Raw genomic sequence first — 16,388 nt, forward strand, 5'->3', positions numbered from 1 at the left:
GGTGCTTGTCAAGGCGGGAAAGATGCCTTGACAAGCACCTCCGCGCCGCGTTTTTGGCTTCGTATCGGGGTGCGGGGGTGGTGTGGGTGCCTGGTTGGTTGGGTGCATCGGCTGCGGTTCGGTGGGTGGTGGGGCTAGCGCCCCAATGTGGCATTGGGTGCGTGGGACGCACCGAACGCCACATTGGGTGCATCGCGGTAGCGGCGGCGGTGAGCGGAGTGGTCCGTGAAGGGCTCCTTGAGGGAATCAGATTCCCTCAAGGAGCCCTTCACGGACGGTGGCGGGTCGTGAGGGGAACCCTGACGGAATCAGATTCCCTGAGGGTGGCCCTCACGGAACGCTGGACCGGATGGCGGGTTTTGTCTACGCTTGGAGAATGACTTCCGCGTTTCCGGTCACTCGCACGCTTTCCAGTCGTCCTGTCACGGGGCCTCCGGTGGTGCTGATTCATGGGTTCGCCTCGTCGGCCGCGTGCGATTGGCCTGCGGAGTACTGGGCCGATCCGCTGGCGGCCGCGGGGCGGGAGACGATCGTGGTGCATCTGCCGGGACACCCTGGCGGGCCCAAGGTCGGTGCGGCGGCGGAGGTCACCGCGACTCGGGTGGTGGACGCGCTGGCGGAGTGCGCGGGAGCGGACGAGGTCGACGTCGTCGGGTATTCGCTCGGGGCGCGGCTCGCGTGGGATCTTGCTTCGCATCCCAAGGTTTCCGTGCGGCGGTTGGTGCTCGGCGGGTTGAGTCCGCAGGAGCCGTTCGCGGCGGTGGATCTCGTGGCCGCGCGCCAAGCTGTCCAAGGTGGACCGTCGCCGGATGACCCGTTGACCGGGGCGATCACGGCCATGGCGGCGGCGGGGGACTCGGCGTCGTTGCTGAATCTCGTCGAGGGGTTGGCCAGCGAGCCATTCGATCCGGGGGCGGGGGTTCCGCGGGTGCCGACATTGTTCCTCGCGGGGCGGCAGGACTTCATGGCGCACGGGATCGAGCAGCTGGTGGCGCGGGTGCCGGGCGCGCGGGTGCGGCAGGTCGCGGGGGACCACCGCGGGGCGTTGGTGGGGGTCGAGCTGCGGGAAGCGGTGTTCGACTTCCTCGGGGCCGAGACCGTCTGAGGAGTGTCGAAATGGCCTCGGCGGCGCAGTCGTGCCAGCCTGGGGGCCATGACGACACCGGCGCAGCTCCGCAGAACCGCCCTGTCCTACCCGGAGACGGCCGAGCTCGACGTTGACGGCACGGTCGCGTTCACGGTGCAGGGCAAGGAGTTCGCTGCCTTGCGACCGGACCGGCAGGTCGTGCTCCGGATGACTGCGTCCGATGTGGACGAGATGCGCGGGGAGCACCCGACCGCGCGCCGGGTCGCGCGGGCTGGGGTGCGGTTGCCGATCGGGGACATCAACGGGCAGCAGCTCAATCACTGGGTGCGCCGGGCGTGGCTGGCCCGCGCGCCGAAGCGGTTGGCGGCTCCGGTGGCCGCCGCGGGGACGGCGGTGGCGGGGGAGGTCGGCGACTTGCCCAAGGCGATCGGGAGTCCGGCCACCCGGGCGTTGCACGGTGCGGGGATCACGACCTTGGCGCAGACCGCCGAGTGGACCGACGCCGAGCTGCTGGCGTTGCACGGCGTCGGCCCGAAGGCGGTGCGTCTCCTTCGTGAGGCGCAGGGCTGATAGGCCCTCAGCGGCGCAGTCGGGCGGCTGTGGCCAGGATCGGCGTTAGCGCGGCGGTGGCCGCGGCGCCGAGCGGGGTGTCGGTGGCGAGGATCCATTTGACCGTCTTCATCGCCAGAGTTAGGACCTCGCTGCCGCGTTCGCGCATTTCGGCTTCGAATCGTGCGACGGCGGTGGTGCTGTCGGTTTCGGACAGGTGCTTGACCAGGCTGGCGGCGTCGCGAATGGCTGCGCCTGCGCCCATTCCGGCCGTGGGCGGCGTGGCATGGACGGCGTCGCCTAGGGCGGTGATCCGGCCGGTGGGCCAGGGGGCTAGGTCGGCCGCTCGGGTGGAGGCGGCGTTGAAGCGGAAGGCGGCGACGCTGTCCGGGTCGGCCTTGGCGATGACTTCCAGGGTGCGCTCGGCCCAACGGCGGTTGCGGAACGTCTCCAGGATCGCGGTCTGCAGTTCGCCGCCGCGGAGGGTGCGCAGGGCGTCGGTCGCATTCGACTCGGCGAGCATCGCGCCCCAGATGTAGGTGGGGCCCGTGGTGACCGACATCCGCAACTCGGGAGCGTCGAGTGCGGCATTGCCGACTGGGTCCAGGAAACCGACGTACAGCGCAGCCCCGTGCGGGGCGATCGCGGTGCCGGAGCGCGAGCGCAACCGTTCCTGTTCGGAGAGGCTGAGGTCTCGGCGGAGGGTGCGGCCGGAGAAGCCGACAATGCCTGCCGGGCGGTTGGTCGGGCCGCCTGCCAGGTGCCGCGCGACTACCGAGTGGGCACCGTCCGCGCCGACTATCAAGTCCGCTGAAACCGGTGTGCCGTCGGCGAAGAGGACTTGGGGGCCGTCGTCGCTGACGCCGGACACGGTGCGTCCGAGGTGCAGGTCCTCGCCGACTGCTTCGGCCAGCAGAGTGCGCAGGGTGATTCGGTCGACGTCCACGCTGCCGCTGCCGCTCAGGTCGGGGCCGTGTCCGAGAAGGCGGCCGCGGCGGTCCCAGAACGCGTCTCGTTCGCGGAGCCGGAGGGCCGAGCCTGACGCTAGCAGCCGCTGCATGATCTTTGGTTCCACCAGTTCTGCCAGTGCCGACTGTGCCCGGTCGTCCAAGGTGATGTGGTAACCGCCGGTCGCTGTCACGTCGGTGTCGCGGTCGAACACCGTCACCTCGAATCCCCGGCTGCGCAATCCCGCGCCCAACGCGAGACCGCCGATTCCGCCGCCGACTACCACTACTCGCATGCCTGACTGTCCTTCCGCTCTTTCTGGAACGGAACCGACCTTGCCCGGGGTAGTGGACATTGAGTGGCCAGTACATGATGGGGTGATGGCGAATACTTCCCACCGGGCGCTCCGGCTGCTGTCTCTGCTGGGGTCAGGACGGGTGTGGCCGCTGCGCGAACTTGCCAAGCGGCTCGAAGCCAGCGAACGCACTGTCCGCCGCGACATCGAGACCCTGCGCGGGCTCGGCTACTCGATCGCCACCGTGCACGGTCCCGACGGCGGCTACCGTCTCGGCGCCGGAAACACGTTGCCGCCGTTGCTGTTCGACCACGACCAGGCCCTCGCGGTGGCTGTGGCGTTGCAAACCGCGCCCAGCACGATGTTCGGATTAGGCGACGACGCTTCGCGCGCCCTGGCGACCTTGCAGCAGGTGATGCCTCCCGCGCTGCGGGCGTCGATGGAGTCCCTGCGCCTGACCCGGCTGCGGAACTACTGGGAATTCCCCGGACCGCCGATCGATCCAGCGGCTCTCACCGCTGTCGGAGCCGCCGTGCGGCACCGGCAGGTGCTCGTCGCCGAGATCCTGCGTCCGGACGGCACCCGCGCCGAACCCGGCGACGCCGACTTCGAGGCCGCGCACCGGATCGAGCCGCACCATCTGGTTGTCTGGGCCGCCCGGTGGTATCTGGCCGCTTACGACCGCACGGACCGGAAATGGCGAGTGCGGCGGGTCGACCGGCTGAAGGTTCGCCCGACCACACAGCGGTTCCCGGCCCGAGCGCTGCCTGTCGACGATCTCGCGCAGTTCGTGATGAGCACCCACGATCGCGGGGACACCCCCGCGGAGTGGGAGTGCACCGGATCCGCCCGTCTCAACCTGCCCGCGGCCGTCGTGGCGCGCTGGGCTCCGGGCGGCTCGGTGGCGGAAGACCTCGACGCCGGCCACTGCCGGCTCACGCTCGGGGCCTGGTCCTGGGCCGGGATCGCGGGCATCCTCGCCACTTTCGACGCCGAAATGACCGACGTCCGTCCGCCCGAACTCGTTGCCGCGTGCCAAGAACTCGCCCGGCGATGGACCGCTATGGGGACTCCGGCCCGGTAGGAGCGGGATCCGGCGGATCGCCCTCGAAGCCGTTGGCCCAGTAGCGGCCGCGCAGCGAGAGGTTCTGCAGCATCCCGGTGGCTTCTTCCGCCGACATCGGCGCGGGGTCCGTTTCGAGCCACCACCGCAGCACGGCGAGTTGTTCGCCGACCCACGCCCTCGCCAGCACGCCGAGGTCGATGCGCGGTTCGACCTCGTGGTGGTCGGCCCGGGACTTGAACACCGAGCGCACCGCGTCCGTCCGCGCGTCGGTGAACTGCCGCAGTGCCCGGCCGTCTCCTTCGCCGCGCAGGATGAGCAGGTACAGATCCCGGTTTTCGCGGGCGTGCCGGAAGAGTTCGAGCGCCGGTTTGCCGGTGAAGCCCACCGAGGACGCCGGGACCAGCGGGCGCAGCCGTTCGTCCAGGTCCTCCTGGAGTTCGGTGACGACGTGCCGCAGCAGCGCGTCCTTGTCCGGGTAATGGCTGTAGAACGTCGCGCGGCCCAGGTCGGCCCGTTCGGTGATGTCCTCCACCGTCACGTTGGCGTATCCGCGTTCGAGCACCAGCGACACCAGTGCGTCGCGGAGCAGGCCGCGCGTGCGGCGCGTCCGTCGGTCAGTGGTCGGCATGGGCCCCCTTCGGTCGTGACCGGCCGAGTGTAGCGAACTGTTGACACCGCGACCGTTAATAGACACAGTGTTCAGCATTGGTCAATCTGACGGATAACAGGGAGTCGCCGTGAACCTGGGCAGCTATGTCACCCGCGCCAGCACGTTCTGGCCCGATCAGCAGGCGCTGGTGTGCGGCGAGCGGCGGTGGACCTACCGCGAACTGGAAGAGCGGACGAACCGGCTGGCGTCCGCGCTGCTCGCGTCCGGCGTCGAGCCCGGGCAGGCGGTGGCCACCTTCTCCGGCAACAGCGCGGAGCTCGTGGAGACCGAGATCGCCTGCTACAAGGGCGGTTTCCTGCGCGTGCCGATCAGCGCGCGGCTGTCCGCGGGCGAGGTCGAGCACATCCTGGCCGACGCGGACGTGCGGGTGCTGCTGGTTGACGCCGAGCACGCCGACGCAGCCCGCAAGGCGGCCGCCGCGACCTCGTGTTCGCTGATCGACTACGACGGCCGCACGCCGGATGCCCAGTCTTATGCCGACGTGCTGGCCGCGGGTTCGCTGGAGCCGGTCGCGATGGAGGTGGCTGTGGAAGATCCGTCGGTCTTGCACTTCACCTCCGGATCAACCGGGAAGCTCAAGGCGGCGGTGCAGACGAGCGGGAACCGGCTGGCGAACATGCGCAAGCGGCTGATGAGTCCGGAAGGCGCGCCGTCCGCCTCGGAGCGGTATCTCGCGGCGGGGCCGATCACGCACGCCACCGGAATGGGTTTGCTGGCCGCGTTTTCGCGGGGCGCGACCGCGGTGGTGCTGCCGCGGTTCAGTGCCGAGGAGTTCCTGCAGGCGGTCGAGAAGGAGCGGATCACCTCGACGTTCCTGGTGCCGGTGATGCTGAACATGGTGCTGTCCCATCCCGCCGTTCACACCGCGGACGTGTCCTCGCTTCGCTGTCTGCGGGTGGGCGGTGCGCCGGTGTCGCCGCAGCGGTTGCGCGACGCGGTGGCGGCGTTCGGTCCGGTCGTCATGCAGGGCTATGGCCAGGGCGAGACCACCAGCGGCGTCACGGTGCTGACCTGTCAGGACGTGGTGCGCGGGATCGAGGAGGACCCGGAACTGCTGTCCTCGGCCGGTCGGCCGTTGTTCGACTCCGAGGTCCGGGTAGTCGACGACGAAGGAAGGCCAGTGCCCGCAGGGGAACTCGGCGAGGTGGTGGTGCGTGGCCCGGACTGCGTGACGGAGTACTGGCACGAACCGGACCTGTCCGCGGAGACGTTCCGGGACGGCTGGGTGTACACCGGCGACATCGGCTACCTGCGCGCCGACGGCTATCTGTTCATTGTGGACCGCAAGAAGGACATGATCATCTCCGGCGGCTACAACATTTTCTGCACCGAAGTGGAGTCTGTGCTCTACGAGCATCCCGCCGTTTCCGAGGCGTGCGTGGTGGGCGTGCCCGACGAGCAGTGGGGCGAAGCGGTGAAGGCGGTCGTCGTCCGCCGATCTGCGGTGACTGCCGAGGAACTGATCGAGTTCTGCGCGGAGCGGTTGGCGCGCATCAAGAAACCGCGTTCGGTGGATTTCGCCGACGAACTCCCGGTGAACCGCAACGGCAAGATCGACCGGCGCGCGGTGCGGGACCGGTATTGGGCGGGCGAAGCCCGGAAAGTCCACTGAGGAGGCCCGGCATGTCCTTCACTCTTACCCCGGCTTACGACGACAACCCACGCCTGGCGGAACTGGTCAGCCGATTGCGCGAATACCTGTCCGGCGAACTCGCCGATTACGAAGCCGCTCTCGGACTGACCCCGGAGACCCCGTTGACCCGGGCCGTGATCGAACCGGTCTGGAAACGCTGCCGGGAACTGGGTTTCTACGGCGTCCACCTGCCCAGCGAGTACGGCGGCCTCGATCTGAGCTACACCGAACTGGCCGCGCTGAAGGAGGAAGTCGGCGCGTCCGGCCGGATCCTCTACCATTGCGTCCTGGGCGACTTGGGCGGCCCGCTGCGCGCTGGCGCGATCTTCACGACGGCCACCGAAGACCAGCGCGAGCGGTACCTGCTGCCGGTGGTTCGCGGCGAGCGCGCGTGCTGCTTCTCGCTCACCGAGACCAACGCCGGGTCGGATGTGCGGGCCATGCACACCACCGCGACCCCGGACGGCGACGGCTGGCGGATCACGGGGCACAAGGTGTTCTCCTCAGCCGGTCCCATCGCGGACTTCTCCGTGCTGGTCGCCCGGATGGCGGGGGAGGACGAGAGCTACTCGGCGTTCGTGGTCGATCTGGACTCACCGGGCTGCACCGTCGCCGACGGCGAGGTTCCGATGTCTGGCCAGCACATCGAGTCCGACATCATCCTCGACGACTGCTACGTCGGCCCGCGGCAACTGCTCGGCCAGGTCGGCGACGGCCTGCGCATCGGCCTCGGCCGGGTCACCACCAACCGGCTGCTGCACTGTCCGACGGTGCTCGGCCACGCCCGCCGCGCGCTGGAACTCACCATCGAATTCGCCCGCACCCGCCAGGTGTTCGGCGGCCCGCTGGCGGCGCTGCAGTCCATTCAGCACAAGATCGCCGACATGGCCACCTCCTACTACGCGGCCCGCGCCATGACGTACGACGCACTGTCCGAATTGGACTCCGGCAGCAAACCGAGCACGGAGGCGTTCATGTGCAAGCTGTTCGTCGCGGAGAACGCCTTCCGCATCGCCGACGAGGCGGTGCAGATCCACGGCAAGGCCGGGCTCGTGCGCGGGGCCGAGGTGGAGTGGCTGTTCCGCCGTCTGCGGATGTTCCGCGTGCTCACCGGGTCGTCGGAAATCCAGAAGAACGGCATCGCCAAAGTCCTGCTCCTGCCGTCCGGGACCCAGCAGTGAAGCCCGCCGGCACCCGGCCGCGATCAGCCGCGGCGACGGACGGCGTGACCGGGAGCAGTTGGCTGCGCCGCTGGTCGGTGGTGGCGATGCTGCTGCTGTTCATGCTGATCAACTACGGCGACAAGGCCGTTCTCGGGCTGGCCGCGCGCCCGATCATGCACGAGTTCGGGCTGAGCCCGTCGCAGTACGGCCTGTTGTCCAGCGCGTTCTTCTTCCTGTTCAGCGTGTGCGCGCTGGGGGTCGGCTTCGCGTCGAGCCGGATCTCGACGCGGTGGATCCTGCTGGCGCTCGCGCTGGTCTGGGCAGTGACGCAGGTATCCGTGGTCGCCGCGAGCGGCGTCGGACTGCTCCTGATCAGCCGGATCGTGCTCGGCGCCGCCGAAGGGCCCGCACAGCCGATGGCGCTGCACGCCGCCTACAGCTGGTTTCCCAACGCCAAGCGCAACATCCCGAGCGCGCTGATCGTCGGCGGCGGCGCGCTGGGCGGGGCGATCGCGACCCCGCTGCTCACCGTGGTGATCGTGCACTTCGGCTGGCGGGCCGCGTTCCTGGCCATGTTCCTGGTCGGCTGCGTCTGGTGCCTGCTGTGGCTGGTGATCGGCCGCGACGGCCCGGTCGACCTCGCCCCGTCCGGCGCGGCGCCGGTCCCGGCGAGCCGGGTTCCGTACCGGCGGATCCTGCTGTCCGGAACGTGGCTCGGCGGGTTCACGGGCGCGTTCGGCGCGTACTGGACGTCGACGCTGATGGTTGCGTGGCTGCCGTCCTACCTCGAAATGGCGCTCGGCTACAGCGCCGGCGAGGCCGCCGCGATCACGACGATTCCGTGGGTGGCCGGGCTGATCCTGACCTTCACGCACGGCGCGATCACCCAGTGGCTGCTGCATCTCGGCGTGCCCAGCCGGATCGCCCGCGGCATCCTCGGCGGCTGCGTGCTGATCTTGGCGGGCTTGGCGATGGTGCTGCTGCCGACGGTCACGCAGCCCGCGCTGCGGATCGTCCTGATCGCCGTGGCGTTCAGCTTCCACGGCGTCACCTTCGCCAACGGCCAGACGGTCAACAGCGAGATCAGCCCGCCCGCGCAGCGAGGGGCGGTGCTGTCGGTCAGCGTTGCGCTGGTCACCGTCGCCGGGCTGGTCGCGCCGTATCTCACCGGTCGGCTCGTCGAGGCCGCCGACGGACCGGCCGCCGGTTTTGCGACCGCGTTCGCGATTCCCGGAGTCCTGATGATCGCGGGCGGGCTGGCCGCGCTGTTCTTCGTCCGCCCCGAACGCGACGCTCGCCGTATCGCGGCACTCGCCGTAGCCAAGGAGAAACCGTGACCACTCCGTACACACTGGACAATGCTTATTGGAGCCGCGGCTACGTCGACCCGGCGTTCGTCCGCCTCGGCATGACCAGGGCCAGGGAAACCGGCCCGACCCGGCGGGTGTGGCGCGGCTCCGGCCCGCGCTGGGACCTGCCCGAGGAGCCGCACAACCTCGACGACCTGATTGTCGGGCCGCTGGGGGTCACCCTGGCCGAGTTCCTGGCCAGCGCGGAAACCGACGCGATCCTGGTGGCACACCGGGGAAAGATCGTGTACGAGCGGTATTTCCACGGCATGCGGCCGCACGACGTTCACCTGTCCGCGTCGGTCGCGAAGTCGTGGACCGGGCTGCTCGCCGCGATGCTCCTGGACGAAGGCGTGCTCGACGCGGATCAGCCACTGTCTCACTACGCGCCTGAACTCGCAGGCACCGCATTCGGCGACGCCACGATCCAGCACCTGCTGCACATGGGCACCGTGATGGACTACAGCGGGCGGCCTTTCTGCAAACCCCTTGAGGCACAACGGTATTTCGCCGCCGTCGGCATCGTGCCCCGCCCCGCTGGGTACACCGGCCCGACGAGCGTCAAGGAGCACCTCGCCACCGCACGGGCCGTCGCACCGCCGGGAACCGAATTCCGCTACGACAACGGAAACACCGAGGCCGTCGCGGAAGCCCTCCGCCGCGTCACCGGCGTGAGCCTCGCCGATCTGTGGAGCGAACGGGTCTGGTCCCGATTGGGCGCCGACGAGGACGGGGCTTACTGCCTGGACCCCACCGGCACGGAGATCGCCTGCGGCCGCTACAGCGCGACCCTTCGCGACCTTGCCCGGATAGGGGAGATGCTGCGCAATGGCGGCGCGATCGGCGACCGGCAGACCGTACCGGAACGCGTCGTCGCCGACCTGACCAACGTGCCGCCCGGTCCCGCGCAGCGCGCCTTGCCGACTGGCGCCGCGTGGCCGATCGGCTACCACAATTTCTGGTGGGTCCCCGACGACGGCCACGGCACGTTCGGCGCGCGGGGCATCCACGGCCAGCGCCTGCAGGTCAGCCCGGGGCGGGAGCTGGTCATCGCGCACTACGGATCGCACCTGATGTCGCCGTCGGTCCCGGTGCCGCCGCTGGAAGCGGTGTTCGCCCAGATCAGCGACCACCTGGCCGGGTAATGCGACTCTGCTAGCGTTGCCTTGTGGTGCAGAAGATCCAGGTGTCCGAAGCGCGGTCGAGGCTGCTCGCGACGGCCACCCGGATCTTCTACGCCGAAGGCCTCCACTCGGTCGGGATCGACCGGATCGTCGCGGAAGCGAAGGTCACCCGGGCCACGCTGTACCGGCATTTCCCCGGCAAAGAAGACCTCGTCGTCGCGTACCTGCGGGGCGTCTCCGAGATGGAGCGCGACGGCATCGGCAAGATCCTCTCCGGCAACCCTCCCGCGGCCGACGCCCTGCGCGCCATCGCCGGATTCATCGCGGAGAGCATCCAGTCCGCGCACTTCCGCGGCTGCGCTTTCCTGAACGCGGCGGCGGAGTACCCGGACCCGAAACACCCGGTGCACCAAGCGGTCCTGGCGCACCGGGAATGGTTCCTGCGCACAATCACGGACCTCCTCGCCCAGATCGGCGACACTCCGCCGGAGCCCGCGGGACGGCATTTCGTGCTGCTGCGTGACGGTGCGATGGCGTCGGGCTGCCTGACGGACGCGGCTGCGGTGGGCGAGACGTTCCTGCAGGGCGTCGAGGGCATCCTGCAGTTCCGCCTCGACTCCGCGACGACGTAACACTTCGGAAAGACCCTTCTGCCTTGACGCTGTCCCGGCGTCGCGACAGGCTCAGAGAGAGACAGAACGTTCGTTCTACCTGTGCTTGGGAAGGATCCCCGTGACCATCGTTGACAAGCCCGCCGCCGAAACCTCGGCCCCGTTGCGTCGGCTGTATTTCGTCCGGTTCGCGTTCGCCGTCGTCTGGGCCGCGCTGCTGTTCCTCACCTCGAAGTCGCACGTCGGCCCGATCGGGGTCGTGCTCGTCGTCGGGTATCCGCTGTTCGACGTCGCCGCCGCGATCGTGGACGCGCGCTCGTCCCGCGCCGCCGGGTTGTATGTGAACATCGCGATCAGCCTGCTGGCGGGGATCGGCATCGCCGTCGCCGGCGCGTCCGGTGTTCCGGCAGTGCTGCGGGTTTGGGGCGCGTGGGCCGTCGTGGCCGGTCTTGTCCAGCTGGTCGTTGCTGTCGGCAGGCGCGGGATGGGCGGCCAGTGGCCGATGATCCTGAGCGGCGGCATCTCCGTGCTGGCCGGGGCGAACTTCGTCCTGAGCGCGGGCGCGCCGAACCCGTCGCTGGCGACGGTGGCCGGATACGCGGTCCTCGGCGGAATCTTCTTCCTGGTCTCGGCGATCCGGCTCGGCCGCGCTGGGGACGCTCAGCTCAGGCGAGCGTGAGGAAGAGCTTCTCCAGCTGTTCCTCGGTCATCGCGGTCTCGTTGCCTTCGCCGTCCGCGGAGACGCATTCGCGCAGGCCGCTGGCGATGATCTTGAACCCGGCCCGGTCGAGTGCGCGGGAGACGGCGGCGAGCTGGGTGACCACGTCCTTGCAGTCGCGGCCCTCGTCGATCATCGAGATGACCCCGGCGAGCTGGCCTTGCGCGCGGCGGAGCCGGTTGCGCACCTGGGTGACGGTGTCCTGGTCGCCGATCATGAGGTCCTCTTCCTGACTGGTCGGTGAAGTTCGGATGGGTTCAGGAGCGGCGCTTGCGCCACGGCCACGAGCGCGGCGGCCGCGGTTCGGCGGGATGTCCGGGGCACCACTCTCCGGCGGGCACGGCGGCTTTGACCTGGTCGACGTGCTGGCCGCAGCCGGCCCAGGTGGTTTTGCCGCAGGTGCGGCACGCAACGGGACGGCACATGGTCATCCTTCCGGGATCGTCGGTGCGCCGACGCGCGGCCGGCGGAGTTCGGCGAACGCCGGGACGGCGGCGGCCGCGCGCAGGGCGTCGAGCAGGGCGCGGCCCTCGGCAGGGGTGGGCAGTTCGGTGAGCACCGGGCCGAAGAAGGCCCTGCCGTCGATCTCGGTGATCGGGCTGCCGCCGGTTTCGCCGAGCGCGTCCTGGCTTGCCCGGTGCGCACTGTGCACGGCCGGGTCCGCGTCGACGGAATTCGCTTGGTCCGCAAGGTCTTCCGGCAATTCCGCGGCACGCAGGGCCGCGCGAAGCAGGGCGCGGTCGACCGGCTGCCGCTGCTCGTGAATGCGGCGGGCGAGCGCGAGATGGAACCGGGTGGCAGCCGCCGGGTCCTCGATCGCGGCGCGGACTCGGCCAGCGTGCAGCGAGTCCTCGACCCGCTGACGGTGCGCCTCCGGCACGGTCTGTCCTTCGTTGAGGACGGAGAGGCTCATCGGCCGCACCGAGAACTCGGGTTCCGCGTCGGCGAGCCAACGGTAGGCGAGCCAGGCGAACGGGCAGACCGGATCCGCGTAGAGCACCACCCCGGTCATGCCAGCTCCCGGTCGAGTGCGTCGAGCGCGGATCCGAGTCGTTCGGCGGCTTCCGCGGCGACCTCGGCGACGCCCGTCGCGACCTCGGCCATCATCGCGGGATTGACCGCCTCGACGATCGTGCCTCCGGCCTCGTTCTCGCGGACGACCACGTTGCAGGGCAACAGCAATCCGATCTCGCGGGTCGCGGTGAGCGCACGGTGGGCGAGGGGAGGATTGCACGCGCCCAGGATGGTGTAGCGCTCCATTCGCTCGTCCAGCTTCTCGCGCATGGTCGCCTGCACGTCGATCTCGGTCAGCACGCCGAATCCTGCCCCGGCGAGCGCGGTTCGCGTCTTGGCCAGCACGTCGTCGAAACCCGCGCCTTCGTAGGTGCGGGACAAACTCACCTGCACGGCTGCTCCTTTCCGTTGCCGTTGACAATACCCCCGGGGGCATTGCATATGCCCCCGGGGGTATCGGTCAGCGCGATGAGGGCAGTCCGCGCCGCGTGGGACCGGATCACCGCCCGGGACGGGCTGGTCGAGCGTTCGGCAGGTCGGGATGCGGCGAATGGCGTGAAACGGTCATCATTCGCTCCAGGGCGAAAGCCGGGTTGGGGCATGCCTGGACGGGGAGCACAAAGGGGCGGGATCTTCCTCATCGTTTCGGCGACCACGCGGGTCGTACTGCCGCCGCCCTGGGGACTAAAGACACCGGCAGCGCGGACGTCCGCCCGCAGTGACCGCGGGTCGCGCCGGAATAGCGTCGGCTGCGGGACGAGCGGTGCGACCGGACGCGAGGAGAACTCAGTGCGAATCCTGACCCTCAATCCTGGTTCGTCCAGTTTGAAGGCAGCGGTCGTGCACGACGGCACGGCGGTTGGCTGGGCTGCTTGGCAGAGCGAATTGTCCCGTGCCGCGGTCGACGCGGTGCGGCGGTGGCCGCGGCCGGACGCGGTGGCGGTGCGGTTCGTGCACGGCGGCGCGCAGAAGACGCCGGTGCTGGTGACCGACCGGGTGGTGGCGAATCTCGATCGGCTCGTACCGCTGGCGCCGATTCACCAGCCGTTTTCGCTGGAGGTCGCCGGGAAGGTCCGGGAACTGTTGCCGGGCGTGCCGGTGGTGGCTTGCTTCGACACCGCGTTCCACGCGAACCTGCCTGCCGCCTCCTCGCATTATCCGTTGCCGCGCGAGTGGACGCGGCAGAACCGGTTGCGCCGCTACGGTTTCCACGGGTTGTCGGTGCAGTACGCGGTACGCCGGACAGCGGAACTGCTGCGACGGCCCGTCGATGGGCTGCAGCTGGTGTGCGCGCACGTGGGTGCCGGGGTGTCGGTGACCGCGGTGCGCGGCGGGCGGAGCGTGGACACCTCGATGGGGTTCACCCCGTTGGAGGGGCCCGCGATGGCGACCCGGTCCGGTTCGGTCGACCCGGGATTGCTGCTGCACGTCATGAAGACCGCGCCGATGGGACCTGACGAGCTGGCCGACGCGTTGTGCCTGCGGTCCGGGCTCGCCGGGATGAGCGGGACCAGCGGCGATCTCGGCGAGGTGCGGGCGGCCGCGGCGGATGGGAACGCTGATGCCGCGCTGGCGGTCGAGGTCTACGTCCACCGGCTCCGCCGGGAAATCGGGGCCGCCGCAATGAGTCTCGACCGGCTCGACGCGCTGGTGTTCACCGGCGGGGTCGCGGAATACCAGCCGGAAACAGTCGCCGAGGTCGCTCGCGGTCTCGGGATGCTGGGAGTGCGGATCGGGACACTCGAACAGTCCGATGTGGACCGGACGATCAGCGCGCCGGGTTCGCCCGTGCCGGTGCTGGTGGTCCGTGCCCGCGAGGACCTGGAACTCGCCCGCGACGCGGAGGCCGTGCTCGCGGATCTGGGAAATGAGGTGCACCGTGCACGTACTGCTGACCGAAGCGAAGTTCGGTGACAGTGACGCGTTCTGTCGGCCGTTGCGGGACAACGGGTGCCGGGTCAGCCGGTGTCATTCGCGGGAGGGGTTTTGCCTCGCCCTCGGGCCGGGGACGTCGTGCCCGCTCGACGACCGCGCGGATCCGCCGGTGCTTGCCGTGGACGTCCGCGGCGCCGGGGACGAGATCACGACGCGCGAGTTCGGGATTGTGTGCGCGTTGCGGGCGCTGGTTCCGGTGGTGCTGGTGCCGCCGGAGCCGGGGCTTCCGGTGACGGTGCCCGCCGGACTGGCGGACCGGGTCACGGTCACCGATGCGGAGAGCTTGCTGGCGACCTGCCGGGCCGCGTCTTCACGGCCCGCGGGGGCGTTGAGATGACCGATGTCGCATTCTCCTGGGATCGTTCCGCGCGGGCGGTGCTCGCCGACGCGCTGGCGAGGCTGGATGTCCGCCGGTTCGTCGTCGAGATCCGGCCGGGGGAGCTGGCGATCGCGCGCGTCGGCCGTCTCCGGCACGATCCCGGCGGGCGGCACGTGCTCGCCGGATGCGGCACCGCGCTCTCGGCGGCCTGGATTGTGCTGCGGGGGCTGGGGATCCGCCCGGTGCTGTCGTTCCCGCACGATCCCGGCCGCCCGGACGTGCTCGCGGCGGTGACCCCCGGCGCGGACGACCCGGCGACCGTGAGCGACTGGGACCGGTATCTCGCCTTGCGGGCGGTCGCCGGACCGCCGCGGGGACGGGCGGTGCCGGTTGCCGATCCTGGCGTGCTCGCGGCGCTGGCGGGCGAGAACCCGTGGCCGCGCACCGAGGTGACGCGGCATGCGACCAGCCGGGGTCTCGAGGTGGTCGCGGACGGTGCGGGCTGTGTGGACCGCGTTCTGGTCGGCGCGGCAGTGCATTCGGTGCGGGTCGCGGCGGCGGTGCGCGGGTTGACGACCGAGGTGCGGCCCGGCGGACAGGGAAGCGCGCCACAGGCAGTAGTGCTGGTGTTCGAGGGCACGCGTCTTTGACCGCCGTGATCCCGGCAGGTAACGGGTTTCGGCTGCCGAGGACCTGTCGGCAATTCTCTTCCGGCGACCGCGCCGAAGCAGGCGCGAGTCCACTTCGGAATCCCCGTGCCGCCGGATCCGGTGACGTTGGTCCCTGCGCCCGGTGGCTTGCGGCCGGAGCGCGAACGGGGTGCGGCGCGGTTTGCTCGGGCAGTACGACACGACAGGAGTGACCGCCATGGAGAAGACAGCCACTGCGGCGGGTTGCCGGTCCGGCGAGTGGACGCTCGCCGAAGCCGAGGTGCTGGGCCGCTCAGTCCTGCGGGCCCCGTCCGCGCACCACGCGCAGCCCTGGCGAGTCGAGCTGACCGACGGCGCGGTGCTGCTGTGCGAGCGCGTCGACGTGACGTTGCCGCGGCACGACCCGCACCGGCGGGACCTGGCGATGTCCTGCGGGACCGCGTTGGCGAATCTCGAGCTGGCGGTCCGCGTGCTCGGCAGACGGGCGGAAGTGACCGTATTGCCGGATCCGGCGCACCCGGAGGTCGTCGCGCGGGTCGAAGCGGCGGAACCGTTGCCGCCCACTGACCAGGAGTTGCGGCGCTACGGGGCGATCATGGTGCGGCGAAGCCATCGCGGGGCGTTCACCGGACTGCCGGTCACCGCGGAGCAGACCGCGCGGGTTGTCGCGGCCGCGGTGACGACCGGGGTGAAGGCGGCGCCGCTGGACGGGACGGAGCGGCTCGCGAAGTTCTTCGAGCACGCCGCGCGCGCCCTCCAGGACGACGAGGCCTACCAGAGCGAACTGGCGCTCTGGACGGTCCGGGACGAGGCGTTCCCGCATCGGCATGGTGCGGGAACGCGGTCCACGGTCGAGCTGCCGTGGGGCGGGCTCGTGCGGCGGCGGGCGACGGTCCTGCCGGACCTGCTCGTGCGGCGGGAGCGTCTTGAAGCGGAAACGGTGCTGCTGTTCACCACCGCTGACGACGCGCGCGCCGACCACATCCACGCCGGTTACGCACTGGAGCGGTGCTGGCTCGAGGGGGTCACGCTCGGTCTCGCCGGCGCGGTGCTGACCCAGCCGCTGCGGGTGCCCGAGGTGCGTTCGGCGCTGTGCGAGGACTACCGGCTCGCCGGGTTTCCGCAAGCGCTGCTGCGGCTGGGGCGCTCGACCCGCGTCGCGCCGTCGAGCCTGCGTCGCGGCGTCGCCGAGGGCCTCGGCCGGAAGTGGCGATGAATACGTAACCGACCGGGTCGCCATCGAGGACGGCGCCGGGC

General features: G+C 70.3%; 19 protein-coding genes. 13 read left to right on the top strand and 6 right to left on the bottom strand.

All coding sequences use genetic code 11. The features are described from left to right. Positions 1 to 376: 376 nt before the first annotated feature. Both ABZX37_RS18470 and ABZX37_RS18475 read left to right on the top strand, forming a co-directional pair. The gene (locus ABZX37_RS18470) at positions 377 to 1,105 is read left to right on the top strand and encodes an alpha/beta fold hydrolase (RefSeq protein WP_354740909.1); all 729 of its coding nucleotides are present in this window, start codon (positions 377 to 379) and stop codon (positions 1,103 to 1,105) included. 48 nt (positions 1,106 to 1,153) lie between these two features. Beyond that, positions 1,154 to 1,657 carry a hypothetical protein gene (locus ABZX37_RS18475; protein ID WP_344274570.1) on the top strand — a complete coding sequence of 168 codons (504 nt, stop codon included), beginning with the start codon at positions 1,154 to 1,156 and terminating at the stop codon, positions 1,655 to 1,657. Positions 1,658 to 1,664: 7 nt separating this feature from the next. Here the strand turns inward: ABZX37_RS18475 and ABZX37_RS18480 are convergent, their stop codons facing one another. Continuing rightward, positions 1,665 to 2,879 (bottom strand): FAD-dependent monooxygenase, encoded by a 1,215-nt coding sequence (locus tag ABZX37_RS18480; RefSeq protein ID WP_354740911.1) that lies wholly within the window; start codon positions 2,877 to 2,879, stop codon positions 1,665 to 1,667. An 85-nt stretch (positions 2,880 to 2,964) separates the two neighbouring features. Between ABZX37_RS18480 and ABZX37_RS18485 the strand changes: the two genes are divergently transcribed. Next, positions 2,965 to 3,963 carry a WYL domain-containing protein gene (locus tag ABZX37_RS18485; RefSeq protein WP_354740913.1) on the top strand — a complete coding sequence of 333 codons (999 nt, stop codon included), beginning with the start codon at positions 2,965 to 2,967 and terminating at the stop codon, positions 3,961 to 3,963. Here ABZX37_RS18485 and ABZX37_RS18490 read toward each other — a convergent pair. Continuing rightward, positions 3,941 to 4,573: a TetR/AcrR family transcriptional regulator gene (locus ABZX37_RS18490; RefSeq protein ID WP_354740915.1), complete on the bottom strand. Its 633-nt coding sequence runs from the start codon at positions 4,571 to 4,573 to the stop codon at positions 3,941 to 3,943. The genes ABZX37_RS18485 and ABZX37_RS18490 overlap by 23 nt on opposite strands. A 109-nt stretch (positions 4,574 to 4,682) precedes the next feature. Between ABZX37_RS18490 and ABZX37_RS18495 the strand changes: the two genes are divergently transcribed. The 6 genes from ABZX37_RS18495 to ABZX37_RS18520 all read left to right on the top strand — a co-directional run bounded on the left by ABZX37_RS18495 (position 4,683) and on the right by ABZX37_RS18520 (position 11,174). After that, positions 4,683 to 6,227, top strand: a complete 1,545-nt coding sequence (locus ABZX37_RS18495) for a long-chain fatty acid--CoA ligase (protein WP_354740917.1) — start codon at positions 4,683 to 4,685, stop codon at positions 6,225 to 6,227. Positions 6,228 to 6,238: 11 nt separating this feature from the next. Beyond that, positions 6,239 to 7,429, top strand: a complete 1,191-nt coding sequence (locus tag ABZX37_RS18500) for an acyl-CoA dehydrogenase family protein (protein WP_354740919.1) — start codon at positions 6,239 to 6,241, stop codon at positions 7,427 to 7,429. 44 nt (positions 7,430 to 7,473) lie between these two features. Beyond that, positions 7,474 to 8,748 carry an MFS transporter gene (locus ABZX37_RS18505; protein WP_354740921.1) on the top strand — a complete coding sequence of 425 codons (1,275 nt, stop codon included), beginning with the start codon at positions 7,474 to 7,476 and terminating at the stop codon, positions 8,746 to 8,748. After that, entirely contained in the window at positions 8,745 to 9,905 is a 1,161-nt protein-coding gene (locus ABZX37_RS18510) for a serine hydrolase (RefSeq protein ID WP_354740923.1), read from the top strand. The genes ABZX37_RS18505 and ABZX37_RS18510 overlap by 4 nt, the downstream gene beginning before the upstream one ends. A 26-nt stretch (positions 9,906 to 9,931) precedes the next feature. Then, a complete protein-coding gene (locus tag ABZX37_RS18515) occupies positions 9,932 to 10,516 on the top strand; it encodes a TetR/AcrR family transcriptional regulator (RefSeq protein ID WP_354741184.1) in 585 nt (194 codons plus the stop codon). Between the two features lie 100 nt (positions 10,517 to 10,616). Then, entirely contained in the window at positions 10,617 to 11,174 is a 558-nt protein-coding gene (locus tag ABZX37_RS18520; RefSeq protein ID WP_354740925.1) for a hypothetical protein, read from the top strand. Here the strand turns inward: ABZX37_RS18520 and ABZX37_RS18525 are convergent. Genes ABZX37_RS18525 through ABZX37_RS18540 form a run of 4 tightly spaced genes read right to left on the bottom strand, consistent with a single transcriptional unit; the run spans position 11,161 to position 12,620 of the window. After that, complete coding sequence (locus ABZX37_RS18525) at positions 11,161 to 11,430, bottom strand: metal-sensitive transcriptional regulator (RefSeq protein ID WP_354740927.1); 270 nt, start codon at positions 11,428 to 11,430, stop codon at positions 11,161 to 11,163. The two genes, ABZX37_RS18520 and ABZX37_RS18525, sit on opposite strands and share 14 nt — an antisense overlap. A gap of 40 nt (positions 11,431 to 11,470) precedes the next feature. After that, a complete protein-coding gene (locus tag ABZX37_RS18530; RefSeq protein ID WP_354740929.1) occupies positions 11,471 to 11,638 on the bottom strand; it encodes a hypothetical protein in 168 nt (55 codons plus the stop codon). A gap of 2 nt (positions 11,639 to 11,640) precedes the next feature. After that, positions 11,641 to 12,225: a hypothetical protein gene (locus ABZX37_RS18535; protein ID WP_354740931.1), complete on the bottom strand. Its 585-nt coding sequence runs from the start codon at positions 12,223 to 12,225 to the stop codon at positions 11,641 to 11,643. Then, positions 12,222 to 12,620, bottom strand: a complete 399-nt coding sequence (locus tag ABZX37_RS18540; RefSeq protein WP_354740933.1) for a DUF302 domain-containing protein — start codon at positions 12,618 to 12,620, stop codon at positions 12,222 to 12,224. The genes ABZX37_RS18535 and ABZX37_RS18540 overlap by 4 nt, the downstream gene beginning before the upstream one ends. A 396-nt stretch (positions 12,621 to 13,016) precedes the next feature. Here ABZX37_RS18540 and ABZX37_RS18545 point away from each other — a divergent pair, with 396 nt between their 5' ends. The 4 genes from ABZX37_RS18545 (at position 13,017) to ABZX37_RS18560 (ending at position 16,347) form a co-directional block, all read left to right on the top strand. Continuing rightward, positions 13,017 to 14,141 (top strand): acetate kinase, encoded by a 1,125-nt coding sequence (locus tag ABZX37_RS18545; RefSeq protein WP_354740935.1) that lies wholly within the window; start codon positions 13,017 to 13,019, stop codon positions 14,139 to 14,141. Further along, positions 14,107 to 14,499: a hypothetical protein gene (locus ABZX37_RS18550; protein ID WP_354740937.1), complete on the top strand. Its 393-nt coding sequence runs from the start codon at positions 14,107 to 14,109 to the stop codon at positions 14,497 to 14,499. Before ABZX37_RS18545 ends, ABZX37_RS18550 begins: the two co-directional genes overlap by 35 nt. Further along, positions 14,496 to 15,131: a hypothetical protein gene (locus ABZX37_RS18555; RefSeq protein ID WP_354740939.1), complete on the top strand. Its 636-nt coding sequence runs from the start codon at positions 14,496 to 14,498 to the stop codon at positions 15,129 to 15,131. Before ABZX37_RS18550 ends, ABZX37_RS18555 begins: the two co-directional genes overlap by 4 nt. Positions 15,132 to 15,348: 217 nt before the next feature. After that, positions 15,349 to 16,347: a nitroreductase family protein gene (locus tag ABZX37_RS18560; protein WP_354740941.1), complete on the top strand. Its 999-nt coding sequence runs from the start codon at positions 15,349 to 15,351 to the stop codon at positions 16,345 to 16,347. The last annotated feature ends 41 nt before the right edge of the window (positions 16,348 to 16,388 follow it).

This window comes from Amycolatopsis sp. NPDC004079, from assembly GCF_040610415.1.
Taxonomy (GTDB): Bacteria; Actinomycetota; Actinomycetes; order Mycobacteriales; family Pseudonocardiaceae; genus Amycolatopsis; species Amycolatopsis halotolerans.

Excerpts from the sequence above, each read along its gene's own strand:
- ABZX37_RS18490 (WP_354740915.1), bottom strand. The coding sequence starts at position 4,573 with ATGCCGACCACTGACCGACGGACGCGCCGCACGCGCGGCCTGCTCCGC.
- ABZX37_RS18500 (WP_354740919.1), top strand. The coding sequence starts at position 6,239 with ATGTCCTTCACTCTTACCCCGGCTTACGACGACAACCCACGCCTGGCG.
- ABZX37_RS18555 (WP_354740939.1), top strand. The coding sequence starts at position 14,496 with ATGACCGATGTCGCATTCTCCTGGGATCGTTCCGCGCGGGCGGTGCTC.
- ABZX37_RS18470 (WP_354740909.1), top strand. The coding sequence starts at position 377 with ATGACTTCCGCGTTTCCGGTCACTCGCACGCTTTCCAGTCGTCCTGTC.
- ABZX37_RS18525 (WP_354740927.1), bottom strand. The coding sequence starts at position 11,430 with ATGATCGGCGACCAGGACACCGTCACCCAGGTGCGCAACCGGCTCCGC.
- ABZX37_RS18560 (WP_354740941.1), top strand. The coding sequence starts at position 15,349 with ATGGAGAAGACAGCCACTGCGGCGGGTTGCCGGTCCGGCGAGTGGACG.
- ABZX37_RS18485 (WP_354740913.1), top strand. The coding sequence starts at position 2,965 with ATGGCGAATACTTCCCACCGGGCGCTCCGGCTGCTGTCTCTGCTGGGG.
- ABZX37_RS18480 (WP_354740911.1), bottom strand. The coding sequence starts at position 2,879 with ATGCGAGTAGTGGTAGTCGGCGGCGGAATCGGCGGTCTCGCGTTGGGC.
- ABZX37_RS18535 (WP_354740931.1), bottom strand. The coding sequence starts at position 12,225 with ATGACCGGGGTGGTGCTCTACGCGGATCCGGTCTGCCCGTTCGCCTGG.
- ABZX37_RS18475 (WP_344274570.1), top strand. The coding sequence starts at position 1,154 with ATGACGACACCGGCGCAGCTCCGCAGAACCGCCCTGTCCTACCCGGAG.
- ABZX37_RS18530 (WP_354740929.1), bottom strand. The coding sequence starts at position 11,638 with ATGTGCCGTCCCGTTGCGTGCCGCACCTGCGGCAAAACCACCTGGGCC.